This window comes from Massilia sp. ST3, from assembly GCF_018119405.1.
Taxonomy (GTDB): domain Bacteria; phylum Pseudomonadota; class Gammaproteobacteria; order Burkholderiales; family Burkholderiaceae_D; genus Telluria.
The window spans coordinates 1-21,452 of sequence record NZ_JAGPWC010000065.1 but is presented as its reverse complement, the minus strand read 5'-3'; the positions used below and the strand labels follow the sequence as shown (position 1 = coordinate 21,452).

At 64.9% G+C, this 21,452-nt stretch carries 23 protein-coding genes and 1 pseudogene; 8 read left to right on the top strand and 16 right to left on the bottom strand.

What is annotated here, in order from left to right:
* Positions 1-6: 6 nt before the first annotated feature.
* Together KBW98_RS18820 and KBW98_RS18815 are read right to left on the bottom strand one after the other, a co-directional pair.
* Positions 7-627, bottom strand: coding sequence for a D-alanyl-D-alanine carboxypeptidase family protein (locus tag KBW98_RS18820; protein ID WP_211521697.1), 621 nt, complete (start codon positions 625-627; stop codon positions 7-9).
* A 39-nt stretch (positions 628-666) separates the two neighbouring features.
* On the bottom strand, positions 667-1,428 hold the full coding sequence (locus KBW98_RS18815) for a hypothetical protein (protein ID WP_211521696.1): 762 nt from the start codon (positions 1,426-1,428) through the stop codon (positions 667-669).
* A 705-nt stretch (positions 1,429-2,133) separates the two neighbouring features.
* Here KBW98_RS18815 and KBW98_RS18810 point away from each other — a divergent pair.
* Complete coding sequence (locus KBW98_RS18810; protein WP_211521695.1) at positions 2,134-4,344, top strand: OsmC domain/YcaO domain-containing protein; 2,211 nt, start codon at positions 2,134-2,136, stop codon at positions 4,342-4,344.
* A gap of 43 nt (positions 4,345-4,387) precedes the next feature.
* A complete protein-coding gene (locus KBW98_RS18805) occupies positions 4,388-5,755 on the top strand; it encodes an MBL fold metallo-hydrolase (RefSeq protein ID WP_211521694.1) in 1,368 nt (455 codons plus the stop codon).
* Here KBW98_RS18805 and KBW98_RS18800 read toward each other — a convergent pair.
* Positions 5,735-6,454 carry a hypothetical protein gene (locus KBW98_RS18800; RefSeq protein WP_211521693.1) on the bottom strand — a complete coding sequence of 240 codons (720 nt, stop codon included), beginning with the start codon at positions 6,452-6,454 and terminating at the stop codon, positions 5,735-5,737. The genes KBW98_RS18805 and KBW98_RS18800 overlap by 21 nt on opposite strands.
* 239 nt (positions 6,455-6,693) lie before the next feature.
* On the opposite strand from KBW98_RS18800, the pseudogene KBW98_RS18795 reads away from it, so the two are divergent.
* Positions 6,694-7,486, top strand: a pseudogene (locus KBW98_RS18795) (MBL fold metallo-hydrolase).
* Between the two features lie 62 nt (positions 7,487-7,548).
* On the opposite strand, the gene KBW98_RS18790 reads toward KBW98_RS18795, so the two are convergent.
* The gene (locus KBW98_RS18790; protein ID WP_211521692.1) at positions 7,549-7,761 is read right to left on the bottom strand and encodes a hypothetical protein; all 213 of its coding nucleotides are present in this window, start codon (positions 7,759-7,761) and stop codon (positions 7,549-7,551) included.
* 376 nt (positions 7,762-8,137) lie between these two features.
* On the opposite strand from KBW98_RS18790, the gene KBW98_RS18785 reads away from it, so the two are divergent.
* The 4 genes from KBW98_RS18785 to KBW98_RS18770 all read left to right on the top strand — a co-directional run bounded on the left by KBW98_RS18785 (position 8,138) and on the right by KBW98_RS18770 (position 13,751).
* A complete protein-coding gene (locus tag KBW98_RS18785) occupies positions 8,138-8,332 on the top strand; it encodes a hypothetical protein (RefSeq protein ID WP_229429287.1) in 195 nt (64 codons plus the stop codon).
* A gap of 224 nt (positions 8,333-8,556) precedes the next feature.
* Entirely contained in the window at positions 8,557-9,318 is a 762-nt protein-coding gene (locus KBW98_RS18780; RefSeq protein ID WP_211521691.1) for a peptidylprolyl isomerase, read from the top strand.
* Positions 9,319-9,417: 99 nt separating this feature from the next.
* A complete protein-coding gene (locus KBW98_RS18775; protein ID WP_211521690.1) occupies positions 9,418-12,480 on the top strand; it encodes a peptidase domain-containing ABC transporter in 3,063 nt (1,020 codons plus the stop codon).
* Positions 12,477-13,751 carry a sigma-54-dependent Fis family transcriptional regulator gene (locus KBW98_RS18770; RefSeq protein ID WP_211521689.1) on the top strand — a complete coding sequence of 425 codons (1,275 nt, stop codon included), beginning with the start codon at positions 12,477-12,479 and terminating at the stop codon, positions 13,749-13,751. The genes KBW98_RS18775 and KBW98_RS18770 overlap by 4 nt, the downstream gene beginning before the upstream one ends.
* 23 nt (positions 13,752-13,774) lie before the next feature.
* On the opposite strand, the gene KBW98_RS18765 is transcribed toward KBW98_RS18770, so the two are convergent.
* The 11 genes from KBW98_RS18765 to KBW98_RS18715 form a co-directional block, all read right to left on the bottom strand.
* Positions 13,775-14,533: a PP2C family serine/threonine-protein phosphatase gene (locus KBW98_RS18765; RefSeq protein WP_211521688.1), complete on the bottom strand. Its 759-nt coding sequence runs from the start codon at positions 14,531-14,533 to the stop codon at positions 13,775-13,777.
* Positions 14,534-14,561: 28 nt separating this feature from the next.
* Positions 14,562-14,843: a hypothetical protein gene (locus KBW98_RS18760; protein ID WP_211521687.1), complete on the bottom strand. Its 282-nt coding sequence runs from the start codon at positions 14,841-14,843 to the stop codon at positions 14,562-14,564.
* 104 nt (positions 14,844-14,947) lie between these two features.
* Positions 14,948-15,226, bottom strand: a complete 279-nt coding sequence (locus KBW98_RS18755) for a hypothetical protein (RefSeq protein ID WP_211521686.1) — start codon at positions 15,224-15,226, stop codon at positions 14,948-14,950.
* Between the two features lie 39 nt (positions 15,227-15,265).
* Positions 15,266-15,529, bottom strand: a complete 264-nt coding sequence (locus KBW98_RS18750) for a hypothetical protein (RefSeq protein WP_211521685.1) — start codon at positions 15,527-15,529, stop codon at positions 15,266-15,268.
* Between the two features lie 61 nt (positions 15,530-15,590).
* Positions 15,591-15,866, bottom strand: coding sequence for a hypothetical protein (locus KBW98_RS18745; protein ID WP_211521682.1), 276 nt, complete (start codon positions 15,864-15,866; stop codon positions 15,591-15,593).
* Positions 15,867-15,914: 48 nt separating this feature from the next.
* On the bottom strand, positions 15,915-16,193 hold the full coding sequence (locus tag KBW98_RS18740; RefSeq protein ID WP_211521681.1) for a hypothetical protein: 279 nt from the start codon (positions 16,191-16,193) through the stop codon (positions 15,915-15,917).
* Positions 16,194-16,523: 330 nt separating this feature from the next.
* On the bottom strand, positions 16,524-16,712 hold the full coding sequence (locus tag KBW98_RS18735) for a hypothetical protein (RefSeq protein ID WP_211521705.1): 189 nt from the start codon (positions 16,710-16,712) through the stop codon (positions 16,524-16,526).
* Positions 16,713-16,802: 90 nt separating this feature from the next.
* On the bottom strand, positions 16,803-17,063 hold the full coding sequence (locus KBW98_RS18730; RefSeq protein ID WP_211521684.1) for a hypothetical protein: 261 nt from the start codon (positions 17,061-17,063) through the stop codon (positions 16,803-16,805).
* Positions 17,064-17,129: 66 nt separating this feature from the next.
* Complete coding sequence (locus tag KBW98_RS18725; RefSeq protein ID WP_211521683.1) at positions 17,130-17,408, bottom strand: hypothetical protein; 279 nt, start codon at positions 17,406-17,408, stop codon at positions 17,130-17,132.
* Between the two features lie 45 nt (positions 17,409-17,453).
* On the bottom strand, positions 17,454-17,729 hold the full coding sequence (locus KBW98_RS18720) for a hypothetical protein (protein WP_211521682.1): 276 nt from the start codon (positions 17,727-17,729) through the stop codon (positions 17,454-17,456).
* 48 nt (positions 17,730-17,777) lie between these two features.
* Positions 17,778-18,056, bottom strand: coding sequence for a hypothetical protein (locus tag KBW98_RS18715; protein ID WP_211521681.1), 279 nt, complete (start codon positions 18,054-18,056; stop codon positions 17,778-17,780).
* A 343-nt stretch (positions 18,057-18,399) separates the two neighbouring features.
* On the opposite strand from KBW98_RS18715, the gene KBW98_RS18710 reads away from it, so the two are divergent.
* Positions 18,400-20,457: a serine/threonine protein kinase gene (locus tag KBW98_RS18710; RefSeq protein ID WP_211521680.1), complete on the top strand. Its 2,058-nt coding sequence runs from the start codon at positions 18,400-18,402 to the stop codon at positions 20,455-20,457.
* Positions 20,458-20,691: 234 nt separating this feature from the next.
* Here KBW98_RS18710 and KBW98_RS18705 read toward each other — a convergent pair.
* The coding region (locus KBW98_RS18705; protein WP_211521679.1) for a formylglycine-generating enzyme family protein at positions 20,692-21,452 on the bottom strand (761 nt) is incomplete at its 5' end.

The following is a 21,452-nucleotide window of genomic DNA, read 5'->3' as shown; positions in this document are numbered from 1 at the left end:
CGTCCGTCAGGCAAAATAGTCCTGTTGTTCGCTGTGCCGTTCCCTCAGCTGGGCCAGCATCGCTTTTTCGGACAGGCCTTTCGCCCAATCCGGCCGCAACTGGAAGTGCGGCTGATCGACGATCGATTTCCAGTTGCCGCCCCATTCCAGGCCCAGCTCCAGGCCGATCGCGCCGACCGCCTTGTACTTCGGCGAGGTCTGCAGGTAAGTCTCGTTATCGAACACGCCGATATCGAAGGCAAGACCGAAGTTGTGGTTCGATTCGCCGCCTCGTGCGTTTGTCACCTTCTTTTTCCCCTTGCTGAAATCCGTGCGTCCCTGGGCGAATAGCTTGTCTTGTTCGGCATAAGTCCGCAATCCGCTGATCAGCTTGATCTGGATGCCCACGGCGCCAGCCTGCTTCACCAGTGCGCGTGCGTAGGGATGGATGCGCGGGTGCAGTTGGGCGATGATTTTCTCGCTGCGCTGATCGACCGTGGCGGAGGCGTTGTCGATGAGCCCGGCGGCAAGGCCGCCGTCACCGACGATCGCCGTGTAGATGGCTTTCCAGGTTTCCGGGCCGGCCCGCCCATCCACTTCCACGCCCAGCTTCGCCTGCACGGCCTCGATCGCCCTCTTGATGTCCATGATGTCCCTCGCTGACAAACATTTCCGCGATCGCTATGCTCACTGATCGTGCTGGGGAAGACCTGTTGCTGACGCGACGCTGGGGACTGGCGAGACGCCTGCCGCCGCTTGCCACGACGCTTGCGCGCAATAGTCATTGGCGCTCAGCTCGGCCCTCCTCGCGAGAGGTTCACACCGTTTTGCGAAACGCTCCGTGGCGAAACGCCATTGCTGGGCCAGGTTTGCAGGATCGAGGCGGCGGCAGGCGTTTTCGATCGCAGTGAGGTAAAGCTCATCCTTTAACAAGTTGAGGAGTAGCTGCTTCGAGCGTTTTACCCTGTCGAGAGAAAGCGAGGGAGAAAACACGGTGGTTTTCACCGTTCGCAGCGTCGGGCGCAAGGCTGCATCCGCTGCACCGCCGGCAGCGATGATCAGGTCGGCGCGGTAGAGATCGAACATGTTGTTATTCTTCGACACCGCTTCTTTGAACTCATTAAGCTCCGTATGAGCAATTTTCAGTTTTTCGAGCACAAGCACGCTATCCGCCTTGAGATCGCTTGCGCTTGAATAGCTGGAAATGCTGGTGTTTGCGTAACCTGCTATTGCCGCCAGAATGATTTCTCCCCGTATTATTCTCAGCTGGACTTTTTGCTGAATAGGGACATCTGGAAGCGGGCAAGTTTTTTCCAGTTGCGCATCGATCGATGCATCAAGACTGGTGTGGTTGTCGCCAATGAGTGGTATCCCGCTGCACGCTGAAACCAGAACACAAAAGCATAGGGTGCTTAACCAGCATACAGGTCCCCGGACGCGAATATCCATGGCTCCCCCTACTGAGGCTTGAATAAGCGATTGCACGCGCAGCTCTGGTTATCGATATTATCGAATTTGCAGGAATATGCCAGAAAAATATCGGCTGTTGCGGATAAAGGACAGTGGATAGGAATAACAGTTGTTGAATTAAGTTAATATTATCTTTCCGCATGCGCAAGCGTAGGCGAGTTTTGCCGGATCAGTGATAGTGGAAAATAGCGTCCGCTATTCCGAGTTGCAAATTGCATCGAGAAAAACCGCAGTGGAACTGGAAATTCAACAGCGTGCCCGAGCGGGCGATCGCTCGGATTCGCCACGGGACAGCGCCCAGTCCGGCCACGCCGGGGAGTTCGGTCGGGAGGCACAGCGTCGCGCTGTTGCCTGGTGCCGACGACGGCGACTGTTGTCCGCCGGGTCGCCAGCCAAAGCTTTGGCAGTCGCGTGACGCGAGCGTGTAAAATGCTGGGGTGCGTGCTTGCGCAACTGCTTGCCGCGCGCGGCGACAGGGCCGCGCCCGCGGAAGCAGAGGCGGGCAGCTCACCCTCGGCATGACAGCCCAATACCAGCGGAATCCTCGAGAAGCGGCAGGTACTCGAGTGCGTGAATTTCGCTACGGGACACATCTTATCTCGATGATGGACCCATGAAGCCCTGTCTTTACAGGGCTTCATATTTTGAAATACTTATTTTTGTACACCACTTTGGAATTCCCTCATGGAAATTAAGGTCAACTTCCTCGACAAGCTGCGTCTCGAAGCCAAGTTCGACGACTTCACCGTGATCGCCGACCAGCCGATCCGCTACAAGGGCGACGGTTCGGCCCCGGGTCCCTTCGATTACTTCCTGGCGTCGTCGGCCCTGTGCGCGGCCTATTTCGTGAAGTTGTACTGCAACACGCGCGATATCCCGACCGAGAACATCCGCCTCTCGCAGAACAATATCGTCGACCCCGAGAACCGCTACCAGCAGATCTTCAAGATCCAGGTCGAGCTGCCGCCGGATATCTCGGAGAAGGACCGCCAGGGCATCCTGCGTTCGATCGAGCGCTGCACTGTGAAGAAGGTGGTGCAGGCGGGCCCGGAATTCGTGATCGAAGAGGTCGAGAACCTCGATGCCGACGCCCAGGCCCTGCTGACCCTGCAGCCCGAGGCCGGCGCAGCCACCTATATCCCGGGCAAGGATCTCCCGCTGGAGCAAACCATCGCCAACATGTCGGGCATGCTGGCGTCGTGGGGGATCAAGATCGAGATCGCGTCGTGGCGCAATATCGTGCCGAACGTGTGGTCGCTGCATATCCGCGACGCGCACTCGCCGATGTGCTTCACCAACGGCAAGGGCGCGACCAAGGAAAGCGCCCTGGCCTCGGCCCTGGGCGAGTACATCGAGCGTCTGAACTGCAATCACTTCTATGCCGGTGCGTTCTGGGGCGAGGACATCGCCAAGGCCGATTTCGTGCATTTCCCGGACGAGCGCTGGTTCCAGCCCGGTCCGGACGATGCGCTGCCGTCCGAGATCCTCGACGAGTACTGCCTGGACATCTACGATCCCGACGGCGAACTACGCGGCTCGCACCTGATCGACACCAATTCGGGCAACGCGCAGCGCGGCATCGTGTCGCTGCCCTACGTGCGCCAGTCGGACGGCGAAACGGTATATTTCCCGTCCAACCTGATCGAGAACCTCTACGCCAGCAACGGCATGAGCGCCGGTAACACGCTGGCCGAAGCGCAGGTGCAATGCCTGTCCGAGATCTTCGAGCGCGCGGTGAAGCGCGAGATCATCGAGGGCGAGCTCGCATTGCCCGACGTGCCGAAGGACGTGCTGGCGAAGTACCCGGGCATCGTGGCCGGCATCCAGGGCCTGGAAGAGCAGGGCTTCCCGGTATTGGTCAAGGATGCCTCCCTGGGCGGCGTCTATCCGGTGATGTGCGTGACCCTGATGAACCCGCGCACCGGCGGCGTGTTCGCCTCCTTCGGCGCGCACCCGAGCTTCGAGGTGGCGCTGGAACGCAGCCTCACCGAACTGCTGCAGGGCCGCAGCTTCGAGGGTTTGAACGATCTGCCGCAGCCGACCTTTGCCAGCCACGCCGTGACGGAGCCGAATAACTTCGTCGAGCACTTCATCGATTCCAGCGGCGTGGTGTCGTGGCGCTTCTTCAGCGCCAAGGCGGACTACGACTTCGTGGAATGGGATTTCTCCGGCGAAGGCCACAACTCGAATGCCGACGAGGCCGCGACCCTGCTCGCCATCCTCGCAGACATGGGCAAGGAAGTGTATATCGCCGAACACGGCCACCTGGGCGCGGTGGCTTGCCGCATCCTGGTGCCGGGCTACTCCGAGATCTACCCGGTCGAAGACCTCATCTGGGACAACACCAACAAGGCGCTCCTGTTCCGCGAGGATATCCTGAACCTGCACCGCCTGGACGACGCCAGCCTGGCCGCGCTGCTCGACCGCCTGGAGAACAACGAGCTGGACGAGTACTCGGACATCGCCACCCTGATCGGTATCGAGTTCGACGAGAATACGGAATGGGGCCAGCTTACCGTTCTCGAGCTGAAACTCCTGATCCACCTCGCCTTGCAGCAGCTCGAAGAGGCCCACGAACTGGTGGGCGCCTTCCTGCAATACAACGACAACACCGTCGAACGCAGGCTGTTCTATCAAGCCGTGAATGTGGTGCTGGAAGTGGTGCTCGGCGACGGGCTGGAACTGGACGACTACGTGCAGAACTTCCGCCGCATGTTTGGCAACGAGCGCATGGACGCGGCGCTGGGCGCGGTGGACGGCAGCGTGCGCTTCCATGGCTTGAGCCCGACCAGCATGAAGCTCGAAGGTCTCGACCGGCATCACCGTCTGCTCGACAGCTACAAGAAGCTGCATGCGGTGCGGGCGGCCCTGGCCGCGAGCCGCGGGGCGAAATAAGCTGGTGCAAACCCGCTTCGGCGGGTTTTTTGATGGAGAACACATGGACAAGCCAGGACTGACGGTCTCGCGCATCCTGCACGCGGGTTATGTGCTGGAATGCGAGGGCGCGCGCATCGCCTTCGACACGATTTTCGAAAATCCGTTCAGCCGCAACTGCCACGCTTTTCCCGATGTGCGCTTCGACGCCGAACGAATCCGGCGCCAGCGCTTCGACGCGGTGTTCATCTCGCATTTCCACGACGACCATTGTTCGCTCGAGAGCCTGGATCTTCTCGACCGCGCTACGCCACTCTATGTCTACTGCATCTTCGAGGAACTGTTCGCGATGATCCGCGCGCTGGGTTTCACCCAGGTGCATGCGCTCAGCCTGAACGTCCCGGTCGCGATCGGCCCTTTCAAGGTGACGCCGCGCGAAGCGATGGATGCCGACGTCGACTCGATGTTCCAGGTCCAGGCCGCCGGGCTGAACCTGCTGAACGTGGTCGATTCCTGGATCGACGAGGACACCCTGGCCCAGCTGGTGGAGCAGGGGCCATGGGACATGGTGCTGTGGCCTTTCCAGACCATGCGCGAGATCGAGGTGCTGGCTCCCTCGCGGGCCGCCGCGGCGCCGCCCGTGCTGCCCGAGGAGTGGATCCGGCAGCTCAAGGCGCTGGCGCCGCGTGTCGTGGTGCCGAGCTCCTGCCAGTTCCAGCAGGAGCCGTGGTCCTGGTACAACCGTGCCTTTTTCCCGATCACCTATGCGCAATTCGCCAGGGAAGTGGGCGCGGCCCTGCCGCGGGCGCGGGTGGTGCGCATGAATCCATCGGTGTCGGTGCGCCTGGACGCGGACGGACTGCACCCGGCGGCGCCGCTGGACTGGGTGCTGCCGGTCGGCGAGCAAGACCTCGATTACGTCTACGAGGGCAATGCGGCGCCGCCTTCGAGCGCGGAGATCGCACGGCATTTCGCCCCGCTGAGCGCCGCGCAAGAGGCGGTGGTGATGCGTTACTGCCGCACGGGGCTGGTGGAGAAATACGGCGAGGTGGAGGCGTCCTCGGACTACTTCGACCACCCGCGCCTGTGGCAGCTCTCGGTCTACGGCGGCGCCGGCGAAGTCAGCCGCTTCCACTACCTGCTGGAACCCGGGCGGGCAACACCAGTGGAGGCGCAGGCCGGTGCGCTGGCCTGGACCACCGAGATCCCTGCGGCGAAGCTGTACGCTGCGCTGGAACTCGGCGAGTCCCTGACCTCGATGTACATGCGGATCAACGACACGGTGTTCGACGCCGGGATCGAGCGCGCGCTGCTGGACGCCGACGTGGTCGACGATCCCCTGATCCGCTGCCTGTTCAGCGACAGCTTCGGCGCCTACCAGGCGGCGCAGCTGCGCCGCCTGCTCGCGCGCTCACTTCCCGAGCAGCCGTAGCGACTGTTCCCAATCGCCTTGCCAGGCCTGCAGGAAGTCGTGGGTCTGGAAGGCGCGTTTCAAGGGGCCGAGGGGCGCACGGTAGACGTCGTGCAGGCCGAGCGCCAGCGTGACCGGGTTCCACACCGCGTTGCGTTTCGATTTCCTGGCGCTGGCTTTGACGCGCGCGCCGTCGTCGCCGAAGATGCCGATGGCCTCGTCCAGCGCCCTGTCCAGGTCCAGCCTGACGATGCGCTCGAAGGCTTCGAGCACTTCGGGCTTGGCGATGCCGTACTGCGATTCGCGCGCCGTCCCCTCAGGCGATGCGGGCGAGGCGGCCGCCTCCCGGTCATGCCTGAGCCTGGCCGCCAGGCGCTCCAGGTCCTTCTTCTGGAAGCGCAGCTCGTCGAGCCGGCGCCGGAATCCGGGCTCGGGTAGGCGCGCGAACAGCTTGTGGGCGTCCTTGGTCATCGTGATGAGGACGTCCTCGCTCCCGGCGGCCAGGCGCGCGATGTCGTCTTCGAAGAAGATGGGCGCGGCATAGCCGCCGTTGGCGTCGCCGAACAGCTCGGGACAGGCCGGGTCGTAGTCGAGCCAGACATAGGGCGTCAGCCCGTGTTCGAGCAGGCGCGCCAGGGTCCAGGGCGAGGGAACTTGCTTCGCCAGCCAGGCGCAGGCTTCGTCGACGGTGGCGCGGAAGGGCAGGGTGGTGGTTGTCATCGCCCATTTTACTATCCGCATGGCCTGGAGCCGGAATTCTCCCCGGGGCCTGCGACCGTGCTTGCCTCTCCCATTTGGCCTTGTTGCTGCAGAACAGGCAACACTGTGGGCCCGTTCGCGGGACTAGCGCCCGTTTACCACCCTCTCTACGATGAGCGCTTGCGGCTTGCGCTGCGATCCATGCCCGCCAGGCGGCCTTGCCTGAGCTGGCGGGCGGTCTTTCCCTGGGAGATTTCATGATGTTTGCCGGAGACGACACCGCGCGCCCGGCCAGCCAGGCGCGCGAAGAACTGGTTCCATCCCGTTACGCCCTGCAGGTCGGCGATATCGGTGTGCTGGTGGTCAGCGATGGGGTATTGCCGCTGCCGGCCGCGACGATAGCCACGAATGCCGCGCCGGCCCACCTGGCCAGCTGGCTGGACGACATGTTCCTGCCGTCCGACAAGTTCGACTGGCCGTTGAACGTCCTGGTCGTGCGCAGCGGCGGCCAGACCATCCTGGTCGATGCCGGCCTGGGGCGGGCAGTTCCCGGGCTTTCCGCGCGCCGGCCGCTTCCCCTCGCGCCATGTGGCCGAGGCCGAGGTCGCGTTCCGGTCGACACCCGACTTCTCGCGCACCGGCATGCCGAAGCCGGTGCCGGACGTGCTGCGCTCGACGGCGAACCGCTTCATGGACGAATACCGCGACAAGCTGCGCGTCTTCAAGGAGAGCCACGAGGTGGCGCCAGGGGGGCGCGTACGGCTCACCGGCGGCCATACACCGGGGCACAGCGTGGTCGACCTGAGCTCGGGCGGCGAGCGGCTGAGCTTCGCGGGCGATGCGATGTTCCCGGTCGGGTTCGACCATCCGGACTGGCATAACGGATTCGAGCACGACCCCGAGGATTCGGTGCGGGTGCGGGTTCGCCTTTTCGAGAACCTCGCGGCGAACGGCGGGCTGCTCGTTGCCTCGCACCTGCCGTTTCCGTCCGTGGGGCGGGTGGCGGCGGAGGGTGATGCCTTCCGGTATGTGCCGGTGATCTGGGATTACTGAGAGCAGTCTGGGGACATCCGGCAAGCTGCGGCGGCCGCGCCGGGGCGGCCGCCCGATGCCATTCAATCCTGGCGCGGCAGGCGGGGCGCACGCACGACCACCACGGCCATGGTGGCCCCCGTCGCGATGTTGTGCTCCACCGGTACGGCGGGCTTCGCCTTGGCTTCCGGCAGGGTGGCCTTGGCCTCCGGTACGCTGTCGAGTGCGAAGCTTCCGGCGCCCAGGACGGCGAGCGTGACGACGAAGATGGCTTCCATGTGCTTGTGGATGTTCATGATGTTCCCCTTCAGTGGCTGGTTTCGGAAAGTGCGGGGCGTCGATTCGCCCACACCCTCCCTACAGCAGGAGCCGTGCCAGGTCCTCCCGGCGGGCCGCGCCAGAGGGAAGGGAAGCCGAAAGGGGAGACAAAGCGTTGGCGCCGAAAAAACACCTGGCGTCCTTGTGTCGGCGCGCGCCCAACACTGCTTCCGCGACCATCCGCCACGCCCTCCGGCCTTCGCCAAGGAAGCCGAGGCTCCTCCTATATGCGCCCGTCGGGGCAGCATCTGCGACCAGACGATCTGCTTGTGATGGCACGTTCCATGCATCGTCAGATACGGGCGTCACCCCGGCGCTCATCCATCCAACGCAGGCACATCAAGGAGCTTCATCATGAAAACCCTCGTCATCACCGACCTCGCCATCGAACAGGCGCTCACCGAAACCCTCTCGCGCGAGGCAATGAAACTGGTCAACGGCGGACGCGCCATCGCCGTCCTGATCGACGGCCGCCCCGGCGGCGTGGTCGACGATTTTCAACTCAATATGGCGATCTTCAAGGGCGACATCGGCGTCAAGGTGGTCTAGGGCCGGCGCGGCGGGCGGCTGCGAGCGCGCCCGCCGCATCGCACATCCAAATCCAACCCATCGGCAGCGCCGGCATTGTATTTCGCCGACCGAGCTGCTAAAACTGAAAGGTGGCGGCGCCGATCGCTCCTTGCCGGGTGGCTTCGCGCCCGGCGGCACGTTTGGCGATCGCTCCTGTCTGTCCGAAATGGACGGCATAGGCGCAAGCAGCGCGAGGAGAAGTCATGGCAGGCATAGTGCGCATCGACGACGAAGTCATCGATACCGATTACTTCATCAGGACCTTGAAGCTTACCGGCCAGTTCGAAGGGCTCGTCGAACAGCTGGTGCGCGAGAAACTCACCGTGCGCGCCGCGAAGCGGCAAGGGCTGCCGCTGGCGCCGGAAGACATCCAGGAGCGTGCCGACCAGTTCCGGCGCATCCAGGGGTTGCACCGCGCGGCCGACATGAACAACTACCTCGACGCCCTCGGCGTGAGCCTCGACGAGTTCGAGGATTTCATTGTCGAGGGGCTCTATCACGAAAGAATGATGGCCCAGGTGTGCAGCGACAAGGCCGTCGAGGGCTACTTCAAGCTGAACTCGCCGCGCTTCGACAGCGTCGAAGTCAGCCACATCGTGCTCGATTCCGAAGGCAAGGCGAAGGAAATGATGTCGGTGCTGGAAGAAGATCCCGACAGCTTCGCCGAGATGGTCCGCGAATACTCGGTGGGCGACGCGCGCGAGAATGGCGGCGTGATCGGCAAGGTCTTGCGTGGCGCGCTGCCGGCCCACATCGAGGCCCGCGTGTTCAATGCGGCGCCCGGCGAACTGCTGGGGCCTTTCCCCTCCGAGGACAAGACGCTGTACGAGATCTTCGTGGTCAACGCCAAGCACCCGGCAGCCCTGGACGAGGACACCAAGGTCGAGGTGCGCCGCCTGCTGCGCGAGGAATGGCTGGCGGCCAGGGCGCAGGAGCACATTATCGAAGCCTGTCCAGCGCGCTGAGCCGGATCCGGCCGGGCCGGATCGGCGGACGCACCGAAGTTGACGGCATTTGACGGCGAGTTGGCAGCGAGTTGACGGCGAAGCCAGGCAGGCACAGACATGGAATCCATCGCGCAGCAAGGCCACTCGTCCACCGAATTCCTGTCGACCGTCGAGATCCTGTCCGTCTTCACGCCGGACGAGCTGGAGCAGCTCGCGGCGGCCATCGAGACGCGGGCCTACGCCTTCGGCGACACCATCTGCCAGGCCGGCGATCCGGCAGATGGCTTGTACATCATCAAGTCGGGCTCGGTGCGCGTGTTCAGCGAGGAGCACGGCAAGGAAATCAGCATGGGCGTACGCAAGAGCGGCGAAGTGTTCGCCGAGATCGCCATGCTGCGCCCCTACCGCCACGAAGTGTCGGCGCGCGCCGCGCTCAAGACGGAACTGTGGTTCATCCCGCGCAGCGCGATCGAGCCGGTGGTCGCGCGCAATCCGGGCGCCCTCGATTTCATCAACAAGGTGGTGGCGATCAGCTCGGCCGGCGGCCTGGTGGCGCGCCTGTTCGACCTGCGCGGCAAGGTGAGCAAGCCCGAGCTGGAGGAGTTCGTGCATAGCGTCGGCGTCAAGCGCGTGGCCGCGGGCAAGGAAATCCTCAAGCAGGGCGCGCGCGACGAGCGCCGCCTGTATGTGGTGCGCCAGGGACAGGTGCGGGTCGTGGTCCAGGACGGGACCGACGAGTACGTGCTGGCAACCCTCGGTCCGGGCGAGATCTTCGGCGAGAAAGCCTGCCTGATGCGCCAGGAACAGCCGGCCTCGGTGCTGGCCGCGGCCGAGGCGACCGTGCTCGTGATTCCGGAGAAGTCGGCCCATTTCATCCTCGAACGCAATGCCAAGTTCCGCGAGGTGGTCGAGGAGCGGGTGCGCTTCTTCGAGCGCGAGCTGCAGCGCCAGAAGAAGCTGGCCGAGCGCCGCAAGCGGCCGGTGGTGCTGGACCTGGCCTCCCAGCCGAAGTCGGGCGAGAAGGTCCTCAAGCGTTTCGCCTGGGTCGAGCAGGCCGAGGAAATGGACTGCGGCGCGGCCTGCCTGGCCATGCTGTGCCGCCACTACGGCATCAACATGACCCTCGGCAAGCTGCGCGAGCTGGCCAACGTCACCGCGCAGGGCGCAACCCTGGACAGCCTGGCGCGGGCCGGCGAAGCCCTGGGCTTCGGCACGCGCGGCGTGCAATGCACCTATGACGCGCTGCTCGGCTTCGAGCTGCCTTTCATCGTGCACTGGGAGGGCTATCACTACGTCGTGGTCTATGGCGTGTCGGCCCAGCAGGTCTGGGTGGCCGACCCGGCCGTGGGCTTCCGCAAGATGAGCGTCGAGGAGTTCGAGCGCGGCTGGAGCGGCACCTGCCTGGTGTTTACACCAGGGCAGCAGCTGGTGCGGATGGAGGCGGCGCGCTCGCCCTGGCTACGCTTCGTCGGCTACCTGCAGCCCTTCCGCAAGATTCTCCTGCAGCTGTTCCTGGCGACCTTCGTGATCCAGATGCTCGGCATCGTTCCGCCGATCATCATCCAGAACATCCTGGACGGGGTGCTGGTGCACCAGAACGTCGGGCTGCTCCACCTCCTGATCATGGGCCTGGTCATCGCCACGGCCTTCAGCCAGATCATGACGACGGTGCGCGCCTACCTGTCCAACTACATGGTGCGCAACCTCGATTTTTCGATGATGGCGCAGTTCTTCAAGCACACCATGTCGCTGCCGTTTTCCTTCTTTGCCAAGCGCAAGACGGGCGACATCCTGGCGCGCTTCGCCGAAAACCAGACCATCCGCGCCTTCCTCACCGAGTCCACCGTCACGACCCTGCTCAACCTGCTGATGGTCTTCATCTACTTCACGATCCTGTTCTTCTACAACGTGAAGCTGACCCTGCTGCTGATCGCCTTCGTGATCCCGATCATTGCCCTGACCGTGGTCGTGACGCCGAAGATCAAGGACTACGCGCGCGAGGTCTTCGCCGCCTCCACCGACGCCCAGTCCTTCCTGATGGAGGCCTTGGGCGGCATCGAGACTATCAAGGGCATGGGCAGCGAGCGGCCGGTGCGCCTCAAGTGGGAGAAGAAGTACGTCAAGGCGCTGGAGATGCAATACCGCTCGCAATCCTTCAACATCCTGGTCGGCCTGCTCAGCCAGCTGCTCAATTCCGCCACCACCATCGTGATCCTGTGGGTCGGCGCCAGCCTGGTGCTGAGCCGCGAGCTGACCATCGGCCAGCTGATGGCCTTCAATGCCCTGATGGGCAGCGTGCTGGGACCCCTGATGGGACTGGTCGGCCTGTGGAGCCGCATGGCCGACGCCACCGTCGCCATGGAGCGCCTGGGCGACGTGCTCGATATCGAACCCGAACAGAAGCCGGCCGACCTGGCATCCCGCGTGGTGCTCCCCGACCTGCAGGGCGAGCTCAAGCTCGACCGGCTGTATTTCCGCTACGGGTCCGACGACGCGCCCTATGTGCTGGAGGACATCAGCATCGACATCAAGCCGGGCGAGCTGGTGGCGATTGTCGGGCGCAGCGGCTCGGGCAAGACCACCCTGGCCAAGCTGCTGGTTGGTTTCTATCCGCCCAGCGAAGGCAGGATCGTGGTCGACGGCTATGACATGGCCGTGATCGACAAGGACTACTACCGGGCCCAGGTGGGCTACGTCATGCAGAGCAACCTGCTGTTCTCCGGCACCATTGCCGAGAACATCGCCAGCGGCGACGACAGCCCGGACCGGCGCCGCATCGAGGAAGTGGCCAAGATGGCCGACGCCCATGCCTTCATCGCCAAGATGCCGCTCGGCTACGAGCAAGTGGTCGGCGAGCGCGGGGTCGGCCTGTCCGGCGGACAGGTGCAGCGCCTGTGCATCGCGCGCGCCCTGTATCACGATCCGCGGCTGCTGGTCTTCGACGAGGCCACCTCGGCCCTCGATACCCAGTCCGAGAGCAATATCATGGCGAACATGGAGGCCATCCTGGCCGGCCGCACGGCCGTCATCATCGCCCACCGGCTCAGCACCATCATGCGCGCGGACAAGATCGTCGTGCTCTACGAAGGCAAGGTGGTGGAGCAGGGCCGCCACGAGGAGCTGCTGGCGCGGCGCGGCATGTACTACGAGCTGGTGCAAAAGCAGCTGGGTGCGGCATGAAGCTCTTCAATCCCGGCGGCGAGCGCGGCTCCGCGATGTCGTATGCGGCCCTGCTCGAGAAGATCGAGATCATGCGCTCGACCCTGCGCTGGGCCACCCGGATCGAACGCCCCGACATCGAAAAGCTGCTGCGCCAGGCCAACACCCTGCGCGACGAAGTGATGCAGCTGTCGCACAAGGAGCGCTTCGTCCAGGCCGTCGGAGCGGGGGCGGCTGACGCCGCGCCGGCGCTGTCGACGGGCGAGCGGCGCCAGGCGCTGCTGGCGCGCAGCTTCGTCTTCGAGGGCACCTTCGGCGACAATCCCAGGCTGCTCGACGCGCTCGAGATCGCCGAGAAAGCGGCGCCCACCGACCTGCCGGTGCTGGTCGACGGCGAGAGCGGCACCGGCAAGGAGCTGATGGCCAAGGTGATCCATGCCAACGGGGCGCGCGCCGACAAGCCGTATATCTCGGTGAACTGCGGGGCGATCCCCGACAGCCTGCTCGAATCCGAGCTGTTCGGCCACAAGAAAGGGGCCTTCACCGGCGCCGCCAATGACCGCAAGGGCAAGTTCGAGAGCGCCCACAAGGGCACCATCTTCCTCGACGAGATCGGCGAGCTGCCGCTGCCGGGCCAGGTCAAGCTGCTGCGCGTGCTGCAGTCGCACGAGATCCAGCGGGTCGGTTCGGACGAGACCATCGCCGTGGACGCGCGCATCGTGGCGGCCACCAACAAGAACCTGCGCCGCCTGATCGGGGAGGGAACTTTCCGCGAAGACCTGTTCTACAGGCTCAGCGTGATCCACGTGACCCTGCCGCCGCTGCGCGAACGCAAGGACGAGATCCCGCTCCTGATCGCCTACTATGGCGACGAGGCGGCGGAGGCCCTCAAGCGCCGTCCGGTAGCCTTGACGCCGCGCCTGCGCAGCTTCCTGCTCCGTTATGCCTATCCAGGCAACATCCGCGAGCTGCGCAATATCCTGTACCGCCTGTCCTGCCTGGCGGGCGACACGGCCGACCTGGCCCACCTGCCGGAAGACATCCGCCCCAGCACGGTGCGCACGCCGGGCACGCCGGCGGCGCCTGCCGCGCCAGGCAATGGGGTGTCGCTGGCCGACGCCAAGCGGGCCGCCAGCGACGAGGCGGAGCGCGATTGCCTGGAGCGCGGCCTGCAGGAGGTCGGGGGCACGGTGGCCGAGCTGGCGCGGCGCTGGGACATGAACCGCTCGCACCTGCAGATCCTGCTCAAGAAGCACGGCCTGCATTCGAAGGACTTCCGCAAGGAGCGTTGAGCGGAGTGGCGGAGCAGGACCGGCTAGAGGGCGGGATTGAGCATGGTCCTGTCGGCCGCCAAGTCCTCGGCCCGCGCCACCACGGCGGTGACGTTGTCGCGCCCGCCATTGGCCAGGGCCAGGGCGATCAGCTCCGGGGCCGCCTGGGCGCAGTCGCCGCCCGCCAGTACCCTGCTCATCGCCGCCTCGTCCACCGGATTGCTGAGGCCGTCACTGCACAGCAGGAATACGTCGCCGTCGCGTGGCGCACAGGGCACGACGTCGAACTCGATCATGTCGGCCGCACCGACCGCGCGCGTGATCATGTTGGGACTGGCCGCCGCGGCCGCCGCCTCGGCGCCGCGCGCCCTGAGTTCTTCGGCCTGGCTATGGTCGCGGGTGAGCTGCTGCAGGCGGCCCTGGCGGTACAGGTAGATGCGGCTGTCGCCCGCCCACAGGCAGGCGGCTTCTCGGCCGCAGGCGAGCAGGGCGACCACGGTGCTGCCCATCACCGGCACGTGGCGCGCGGCGGCGTCTACGCGCAGGGTGGCGTTGACCTGGATGAGACGTTCGCGGGCGGAAGCGATGAATTCCGCCATGCTTGCCGGGGGCGGGAGGGCGGCGAGGGCATCGACCACGGCGCGGCTGGCCAGGTCGCCGAAGGCGTGGCCGCCCATCCCGTCCGCCACCGCCCACAGCCCGCGCTGGGGCAGGGCGAGCCAGGCGTCCTCGTTGCGGCTGCGGACCGGGCCGACATCGGTGCAGGCGGCGCTGGTCCAGTGGAACTCGCTATCGCAGCTCATCGTATCGCCGGCGCCCTTTCCTCCCGTGCTAGCGCAGCCCGTTGTTCACGCTGCTTTCATCCACGACGACATTGAGCGTGGCGCCCGCGCCGGAATTGTTCACCGACACCGTCTGGTACTGGTTGATCATCTGGTCGGCGAAATTGTTGATCTGGTAGAAGTTGATGACAGGCGCCTGGGCGGGCGAACCGCCGACGAAGGGCCTGATCCAGCCGAACACCCAGGGAGCGCCCGCGCCGCGGATGGCCGACATTGCCTTGCGGTCCAGCTCGGTGCTGCCGGGAAGGTCCTTGATGGTAATGCGAGCCATGGTGCATCTCCTGCGTGAAGTGGGAGACCGGAGGCCGGTCTCCCCAGTGTAGGACAAGTTTCGGCAGTCGTCCGTGCTTTTTGCTGCGCGGACGGCCTTCGGCTTCAGCGCCGGACGATCTTGTTCTCGCCGTCCTGCGCCACGTGGCTGTTGACGTGCACGCCCTTGACGAAGGCGGACTCGTTGGCCGTGGCGGTCAGAACCTCCTGCATCTGGTCCAGGTTCTGGGTCGCGTTGATCGACGAGTCGTGGGTGCCGCCGAAGTGCAGGTCGCCGAACGAATACGAGGGCGAACCGAGTTTCCAGCCGCCGCGCACGGCGCTCATGGTCGGACGGTCGAGGCGTTCGGTGCGGGACAGGTCGCGGATGATCAGGGCTTTCATGATGTTTCTCCTCAGATGGATTGGGTGGGATACGTTTGTTTAGAACACTGCTTCGTTGCGGGCCCAGAGCTTGGCGTCCAGGTCGATATTCGGTCCCTTGAAACCGGCGCCGATCACGCCGTTGTTGTTCAGGACGTTGACGCCGATCTGCTGGAACTGGGCGATGTCCTGGTTCACGTTGACGTTGACATTGACGTCCTTGCCGAAGCCGCCGAAGCCGCCGAAGCCACCGCGGACGGTGGACATGGCCTGGTCGTCGAGGGCGGCGCTGTGCGCCAGGTCGTGGATGCGAATGGATGACATGATCTTGCTCCTTGAAATGAGTTAGGATGCGCGGCCTGTCGAGGCCGCGCGGCCGCGATGCTTAGCCGACGATCTTGTTCTGGCCGTTCTGGTCCACGTGGCTGTTCACGTGCACGCCCTTGACGAAGGCCGATTCGTTCGCCGTGGCGGTCAGGACGCTTTGTTCCTGCATCAGGTCCTGGACCGCATTGATCGAGGAATCGTGGGTCGGTGCGTAGCTCAGGTTGCCCAGCTTGTACGAGGGCGAGTACATGCTCCAGCCGCCGCGCACGGCGCTCATCGCAGTGCGGTCGAGTTGTTCGGTGCGGGCCAGGTCGGTGATGGTCAGGGTTTTCATGGTCGTGCTCCTAAGATGGTATGGATGGATGGTGTGGTGGGTGGAGAATCAGCGGCGGACGATCTTGTTTTCACCGTTCTGGGACACGTTGCTGTTCACGTGCACCCCCTCGACGAAGGCCGAGCCGTTGGCGGTCGCGGTCATGACTTCCTGGAACTGGCCCAGGTTCTGGGTCGCATTGATCGAGGAATCCGAGCTGGGGGTGTAGCGGATGTCGCCGAACATGTAAGACGGCGAAGCGAACTTCCAGCCGCCGCGCACGGCGCTCATGGCGCTGCGCTCGAGTTGTTCGGTGCGGGCCAGGTCGGTGATGGTCAAGGTTTTCATGCTGGTTTCTCCTGAGGTTAAGTGCTTGGGTTGGTGAGCATTTCGTTTGGCGCTCGATAGACATTGAGCAGAATGCGTGCCAGGTGCCGTGATCAACGCCGGCGATTTTGTAAGCCCTTGAATTTGCAGGACTTATTTTGCTAGTGCGGCTCGCCCACGGCAGTTTGCGATGGCGCCGGATTCGTCGCGCTGTTCGCCCGGTCCCAACATCCGGTCCGAACATGTCTGGTGCGGCACGACACTTGCCGGCAGCCCGGATTTCCCGTTCGAACTCACAGTGCAAAAAAAAACCGTCCAGCTTGGCTGGACGGTTCTCAGGGGCGGATGCGCTTAGCGTGGCGGCCTTGTCGCCGCAGGCTTGCCGGCCCGCTCGGAAGACAGGTCGTAGAGCCTGATACGCCGCGCCGCCGGGCGCTGGTAGCCGCCCGCGCGCATGCGCGAGCCCCCGGCGATCGCCAGCATGGCCTGGCGATCGAGTTCGCTGCTTTCGGGTAGATCCTTGATGACGATGATAGCCATATGGCCTCCTTGGATGCGGTCGCTAAATCGTGTCGTAAACGGACTCCATCCCATTGCTGGGAGGGAGTACGGGGCGGCGGCGCACTTGACTCAGAACACCGCCTTGTTGTCCGCCCACAGGGCGGCGGCCACATCGATATCCGGGCCGGTGAAGCCGGCGCCGATCACGCCGTTGTTATTCAGGACATTGATGCCGATCTGCTGGAACTGCCCGATCTGCTGGTTCACGTTGACATTGACGTTGACGTCCTTGCCGAAGGCGCCGAAGCCGCTGCCGCCGCGTACGGACGACATGCCGTGGTGGTCGAGGGTGGCGCTGCGGGCCAGGTCCCGGATCGCGATGGATGACATGCTGTTCTCCTTGAATGGGCGGGGCGCTTCGCGGACAACCCGGCGGCTGTCCGCGAAGCTGCGTGTTTAGCCGACGATCTTGTTCTGGCCGTCTTGCGACACGTGGCTGTCGACGCTCACGCCGCGGCCGATGAAGGCGGATTCGTTGGCGGTGGCGGTCAGCACGCTTTGCTGCTGGTCCAGGTTCTGCAGCGCGTTGATCGACGAATCGTGGCGCGGCGCGTAGCTCAGGTCGCCCATCTTGTAGCTGGGCGAGTACATGCTCCAGCCGCCACGCACGGCGCTCATGGCGCTGCGGTCGAGTTGTTCGGTGCGGGCCAGGTCGGCGATGGTCAGTTTGGTCATGGCGATTCTCCTAGAAAGTATAGTCAGTTTGCTGGGGATGCGTCATTAGCCGACGATCTTGTTCTGGCCGTTCTGGTCCACGTGGCTATTCACGTGCACGCCCTTGACGAAGGCCGATTCGTTCGCCGTGGCGGTCAGGACGCTTTGTTCCTGCATCAGGTCCTGGACCGCATTGATCGAGGAATCGTGGGTCGGTGCGTAGCTCAGGTTGCCCAGCTTGTACGAGGGCGAGTACATGCTCCAGCCGCCGCGCACGGCGCTCATCGCAGTGCGGTCGAGTTGTTCGGTGCGGGCCAGGTCGGTGATGGTCAGGGTTTTCATGGTCGTGCTCCTAAGATGGTATGGATGGATGGTGTGGTGGGTGGAGAATCAGCGGCGGACGATCTTGTTTTCACCGTTCTGGGACACGTTGCTGTTCACGTGCACCCCCTCGACGAAGGCCGAGCCGTTGGCGGTCGCGGTCATGACTTCCTGGAACTGGCCCAGGTTCTGGGTCGCATTGATCGAGGAATCCGAGCTGGGGGTGTAGCGGATGTCGCCGAACATGTAAGACGGCGAAGCGAACTTCCAGCCGCCGCGCACGGCGCTCATGGCGCTGCGCTCGAGTTGTTCGGTGCGGGCCAGGTCGGTGATGGTCAAGGTTTTCATGCTGGTTTCTCCTGAGGTTAAGTGCTTGGGTTGGTGAGCATTTCGTTTGGCGCTCGATGGACATTGAGCAGAATGCGTGCCAGGTCCATCCCGGTTTGGCGTGGCAAGGGATAGGTCATTGAATACAAAGGATTTTCGGCCTGAGTAGGCTGGCCATCGACGGGCAGGACGGCGAGCTCAGGGTGCGGCCGGTGAATGGGTGAATCCAACACCTCGGGTGCGCCTGTTCGGCGGGCCCCAACACCCGCGCCATAGTGCGTTTCGGTTTCGTCCGCGAGGCTTGATCATCTGGCATTTCGTGCTAGTCTCAAACCTGGGCGCTCGGAATCGACGCGATCACATCATGGATAATTTCGCTCAAGCGATACATCAGTTGCAGAGCGGCGCCCTGCAGCGTCCGGAGTTTTTTGCCCAGCTCGATCGCGTACTGGCCAGCACCACCGACAGCGCCGGCCACCTGCTCGAAGTACTGAGCGTCGAACACGCCCGCAAGTCGCTGCCGTCCGAGGTCTATGCCGAGGTGCAGCACCGCATCGAACGGCTGATCGCGGCGCGCCAGCGCAACGGCGGCGACGACACCTTTGTCCAGACCAAGCCTGGCGCGCATACGGTGCGCGATCCTTCCCCATTGCCTCCGCTTCCGCCCGGCGACCCGGAGGAGGGCGAGCCCGAACGCATGAAAGGGGTCGGCGAAACGCTCAACGGGCGTTTCGTGCTGGAAGAGTGTGTCGGGTTCGGCGGCATGGGCACCGTGTACAAGGCGCTCGACCTGCGCAAGCTCGAGGCTTCCGACCGCAAGCCCTATATCGCCATCAAGGTGCTGAATGTCCAGTTCCGCGGCCATCCGAAGTCCCTGATCGCGCTCCAGCGCGAGGCCCGCAAGGCCCAGGCGCTGGCCCACCCGAACATCGTGCAGGTCTACGATTTCGACCGCGACGGGCCGATGGTCTACCTGACCATGGAATTCCTGCAGGGTAAGGCGCTAAGCCAGATGCTGCGCGTCCAGGGCTTTACCGGCATGCCCTATGCGCAGGTGCTGCCCATCGTGACGGGCATGGGGAATGCGCTTGCATACGCGCACGGACGGGGCTTCGTCCATTGCGACTTCAAGCCCGGCAACGTGATCGTCACGGATGCGGGCGTGGTCAAGGTCATCGACTTCGGCATCGCCCGGGTGTTCCAGAAGACCGAGGAAGACGCCGACGTCACTGTCTTCGATCCCGGCAGCCTGGGCGCGCTGACGCCCGCCTATGCCAGCCCGGAAATGCTGGAGCACCGCGACCCCGACCCGCGTGACGACATCTATGCGCTGGCCTGCATCACCTACGAGCTGCTGACCGGGCACCATCCCTACGACCGGGTGTCGGCCCTGCAGGCGCGCGGCGCGGGCATGAAGCCGAAGCGTCCGCCGAAACTGGGGCGCGCGCAGTGGCATGCCTTGAAGTGTGGACTGGCCTTGGAGCGGGAGGCGCGTACGCCGACGGTGGCGCGCTTCCTGGCCGGTTTCGGGACCCGGAGCCTGGCCTCGCGGCCCGGGCTGCTGGCGGCGTGCGGCGCGGGGGCGCTGGCGCTGGCCGGCCTGGCTGCGGCCGGCTGGTATTACCTGGACCGGCCGCCGCAGGCGCAGCAGCAGGCCGGGACACCGGAAGCGGCCACCCAGGCGCCCGCGATCGCCGCCGCGCCGGACGTGCCCGAGGCGCCGCCGGCGCCGTCGCCACCCACGGCGGACGAGCTGGCGGCCGCCGTCGGCCGCATCCCCTGCTCGGCGCTGGTGGCCAGCGCCAACGGCGATGTGGTGAGCTTGCGCGGTTTCCTGTCGAAGGGGGTGGGCGAACGGGGCGCCCGGTCGGCCCTGCTGGCGATGCCGGGCGTGGCCAGTGTCGACCTGGACGTGCAGCAGGTCGATACCGACAAGTGTCCGGTGCTCTCGGCCTTCGCCCCGTACTGGAGCGCCTACCGCCGGGCCGGCGGCGGCGCCGCCTTGCGCCTGGCCGGCGCCGCGCCCGGCGCCAGGGCCGAACTGGTCGAGGGCGACTCGCTGATGATCGACGTTACCACGACGTCCGCCGAATCCTTCATTACCCTAGATTACTATTCGCTGCAGGGCAACGTCACCCACCTGCTGCCAAATCCGCGTGCGCGCGACAGCCGGGCTCCGCCCAATTACACGGCGACCATCGGCAGCCTGGGTGAGTGGGGCATCGGCGCGCCCTTCGGGACCGAACTGGTGGTGCTGGTGACGACCCCGGAGCCGCTGTTCGCGGCGCCCCGCCCGGTATCGGAGCCGGGCGCCGTTTATCTGGCCGATGCCGCCAGGCGCCTGGAGCAGATCCGCGCCCGCGCGGGCGCCGGACGCATCGCGGTCGAGTTCATGCAGATCAGCACCCGGCCGCGGCGCTAGGGTTTGTCCGGGTAATTGTTGACGCAACCCGTAGGGTGGACGGGGTAGTTCAGGCCAGTGGCCTAAACTACAAACGTCCACGCGGCGATCGTTTGCGGCGAGATCATCCGGTACGAAAGCGGAGCCTGTACCGATCACCGCGTGGACGGCAAAGCCGTCCACCCTACCATGCGCCGACAATTACCTCGCCGCATCCGTGTTCATCCACACAGGCCCTGGCGGCTCGCCTGCTCCTTACTTCATGCTGCGCGCCACCCTGAAACCGTTCTGGGTATGGCGCACGCTCGCGTCGTAGCGGAAGCGCGTGGACGACACCATGTAGGGCGCGCCTTCGCGCCAGGAACCTCCGCGGATCACCCTGACCCTGCAATTCGCCTGGTCCCAGCTGCGGCCGTCCGCGGGCGCATCCTTGAAGTTGTTGTGCCAGCAATCGCTGACCCATTCCCACACGCTGCCGCTGGTGTCGTGCAGGCCGTAGGGATTGGCGGTGAAGCTGCCGGTCTTGGCCGGCGCGTCGTTGGACCAGGGCTGGCCGCAGTCCTTGCAGTTGGCTTTGCCGGTCGCCATCTGTTCGCCCCACCAGTAGCGGGTGGCGGTGCCGCCGCGCGCCGCATATTCCCACTCGGCCTCGGTGGGCAGGCGGTAGGCCTTGCCGGTGCTGGCGCTCAGCCACTTCACGTACTGCTGGGCATCATCCCAGCTGACGTCGCGCACCGGCGCATCCGGCGGCAGGCTGGCGGGCAGGGTGGTTTTCTGGCAGCCGCCGGCGTTCACGCAGGCGTTCCATTGCTGCAGGCTGACCTCGTGCTTGCCGATCGCAAAGGGCGCGCCGATCGCGACCGGATGGGCCGGCTTCTCGCTCGGATCGCTGTTGTTGCTGCCCATCGTGAAGGCGCCCGCGGGTAGCGGCACCATGATCGGGCAGGCGGGGCAATCCTTGAACTCGGCGCCGGCCGGCCGCCTTGCCGGCCCCGCCGCCCGCCGCGTCCGCCCCC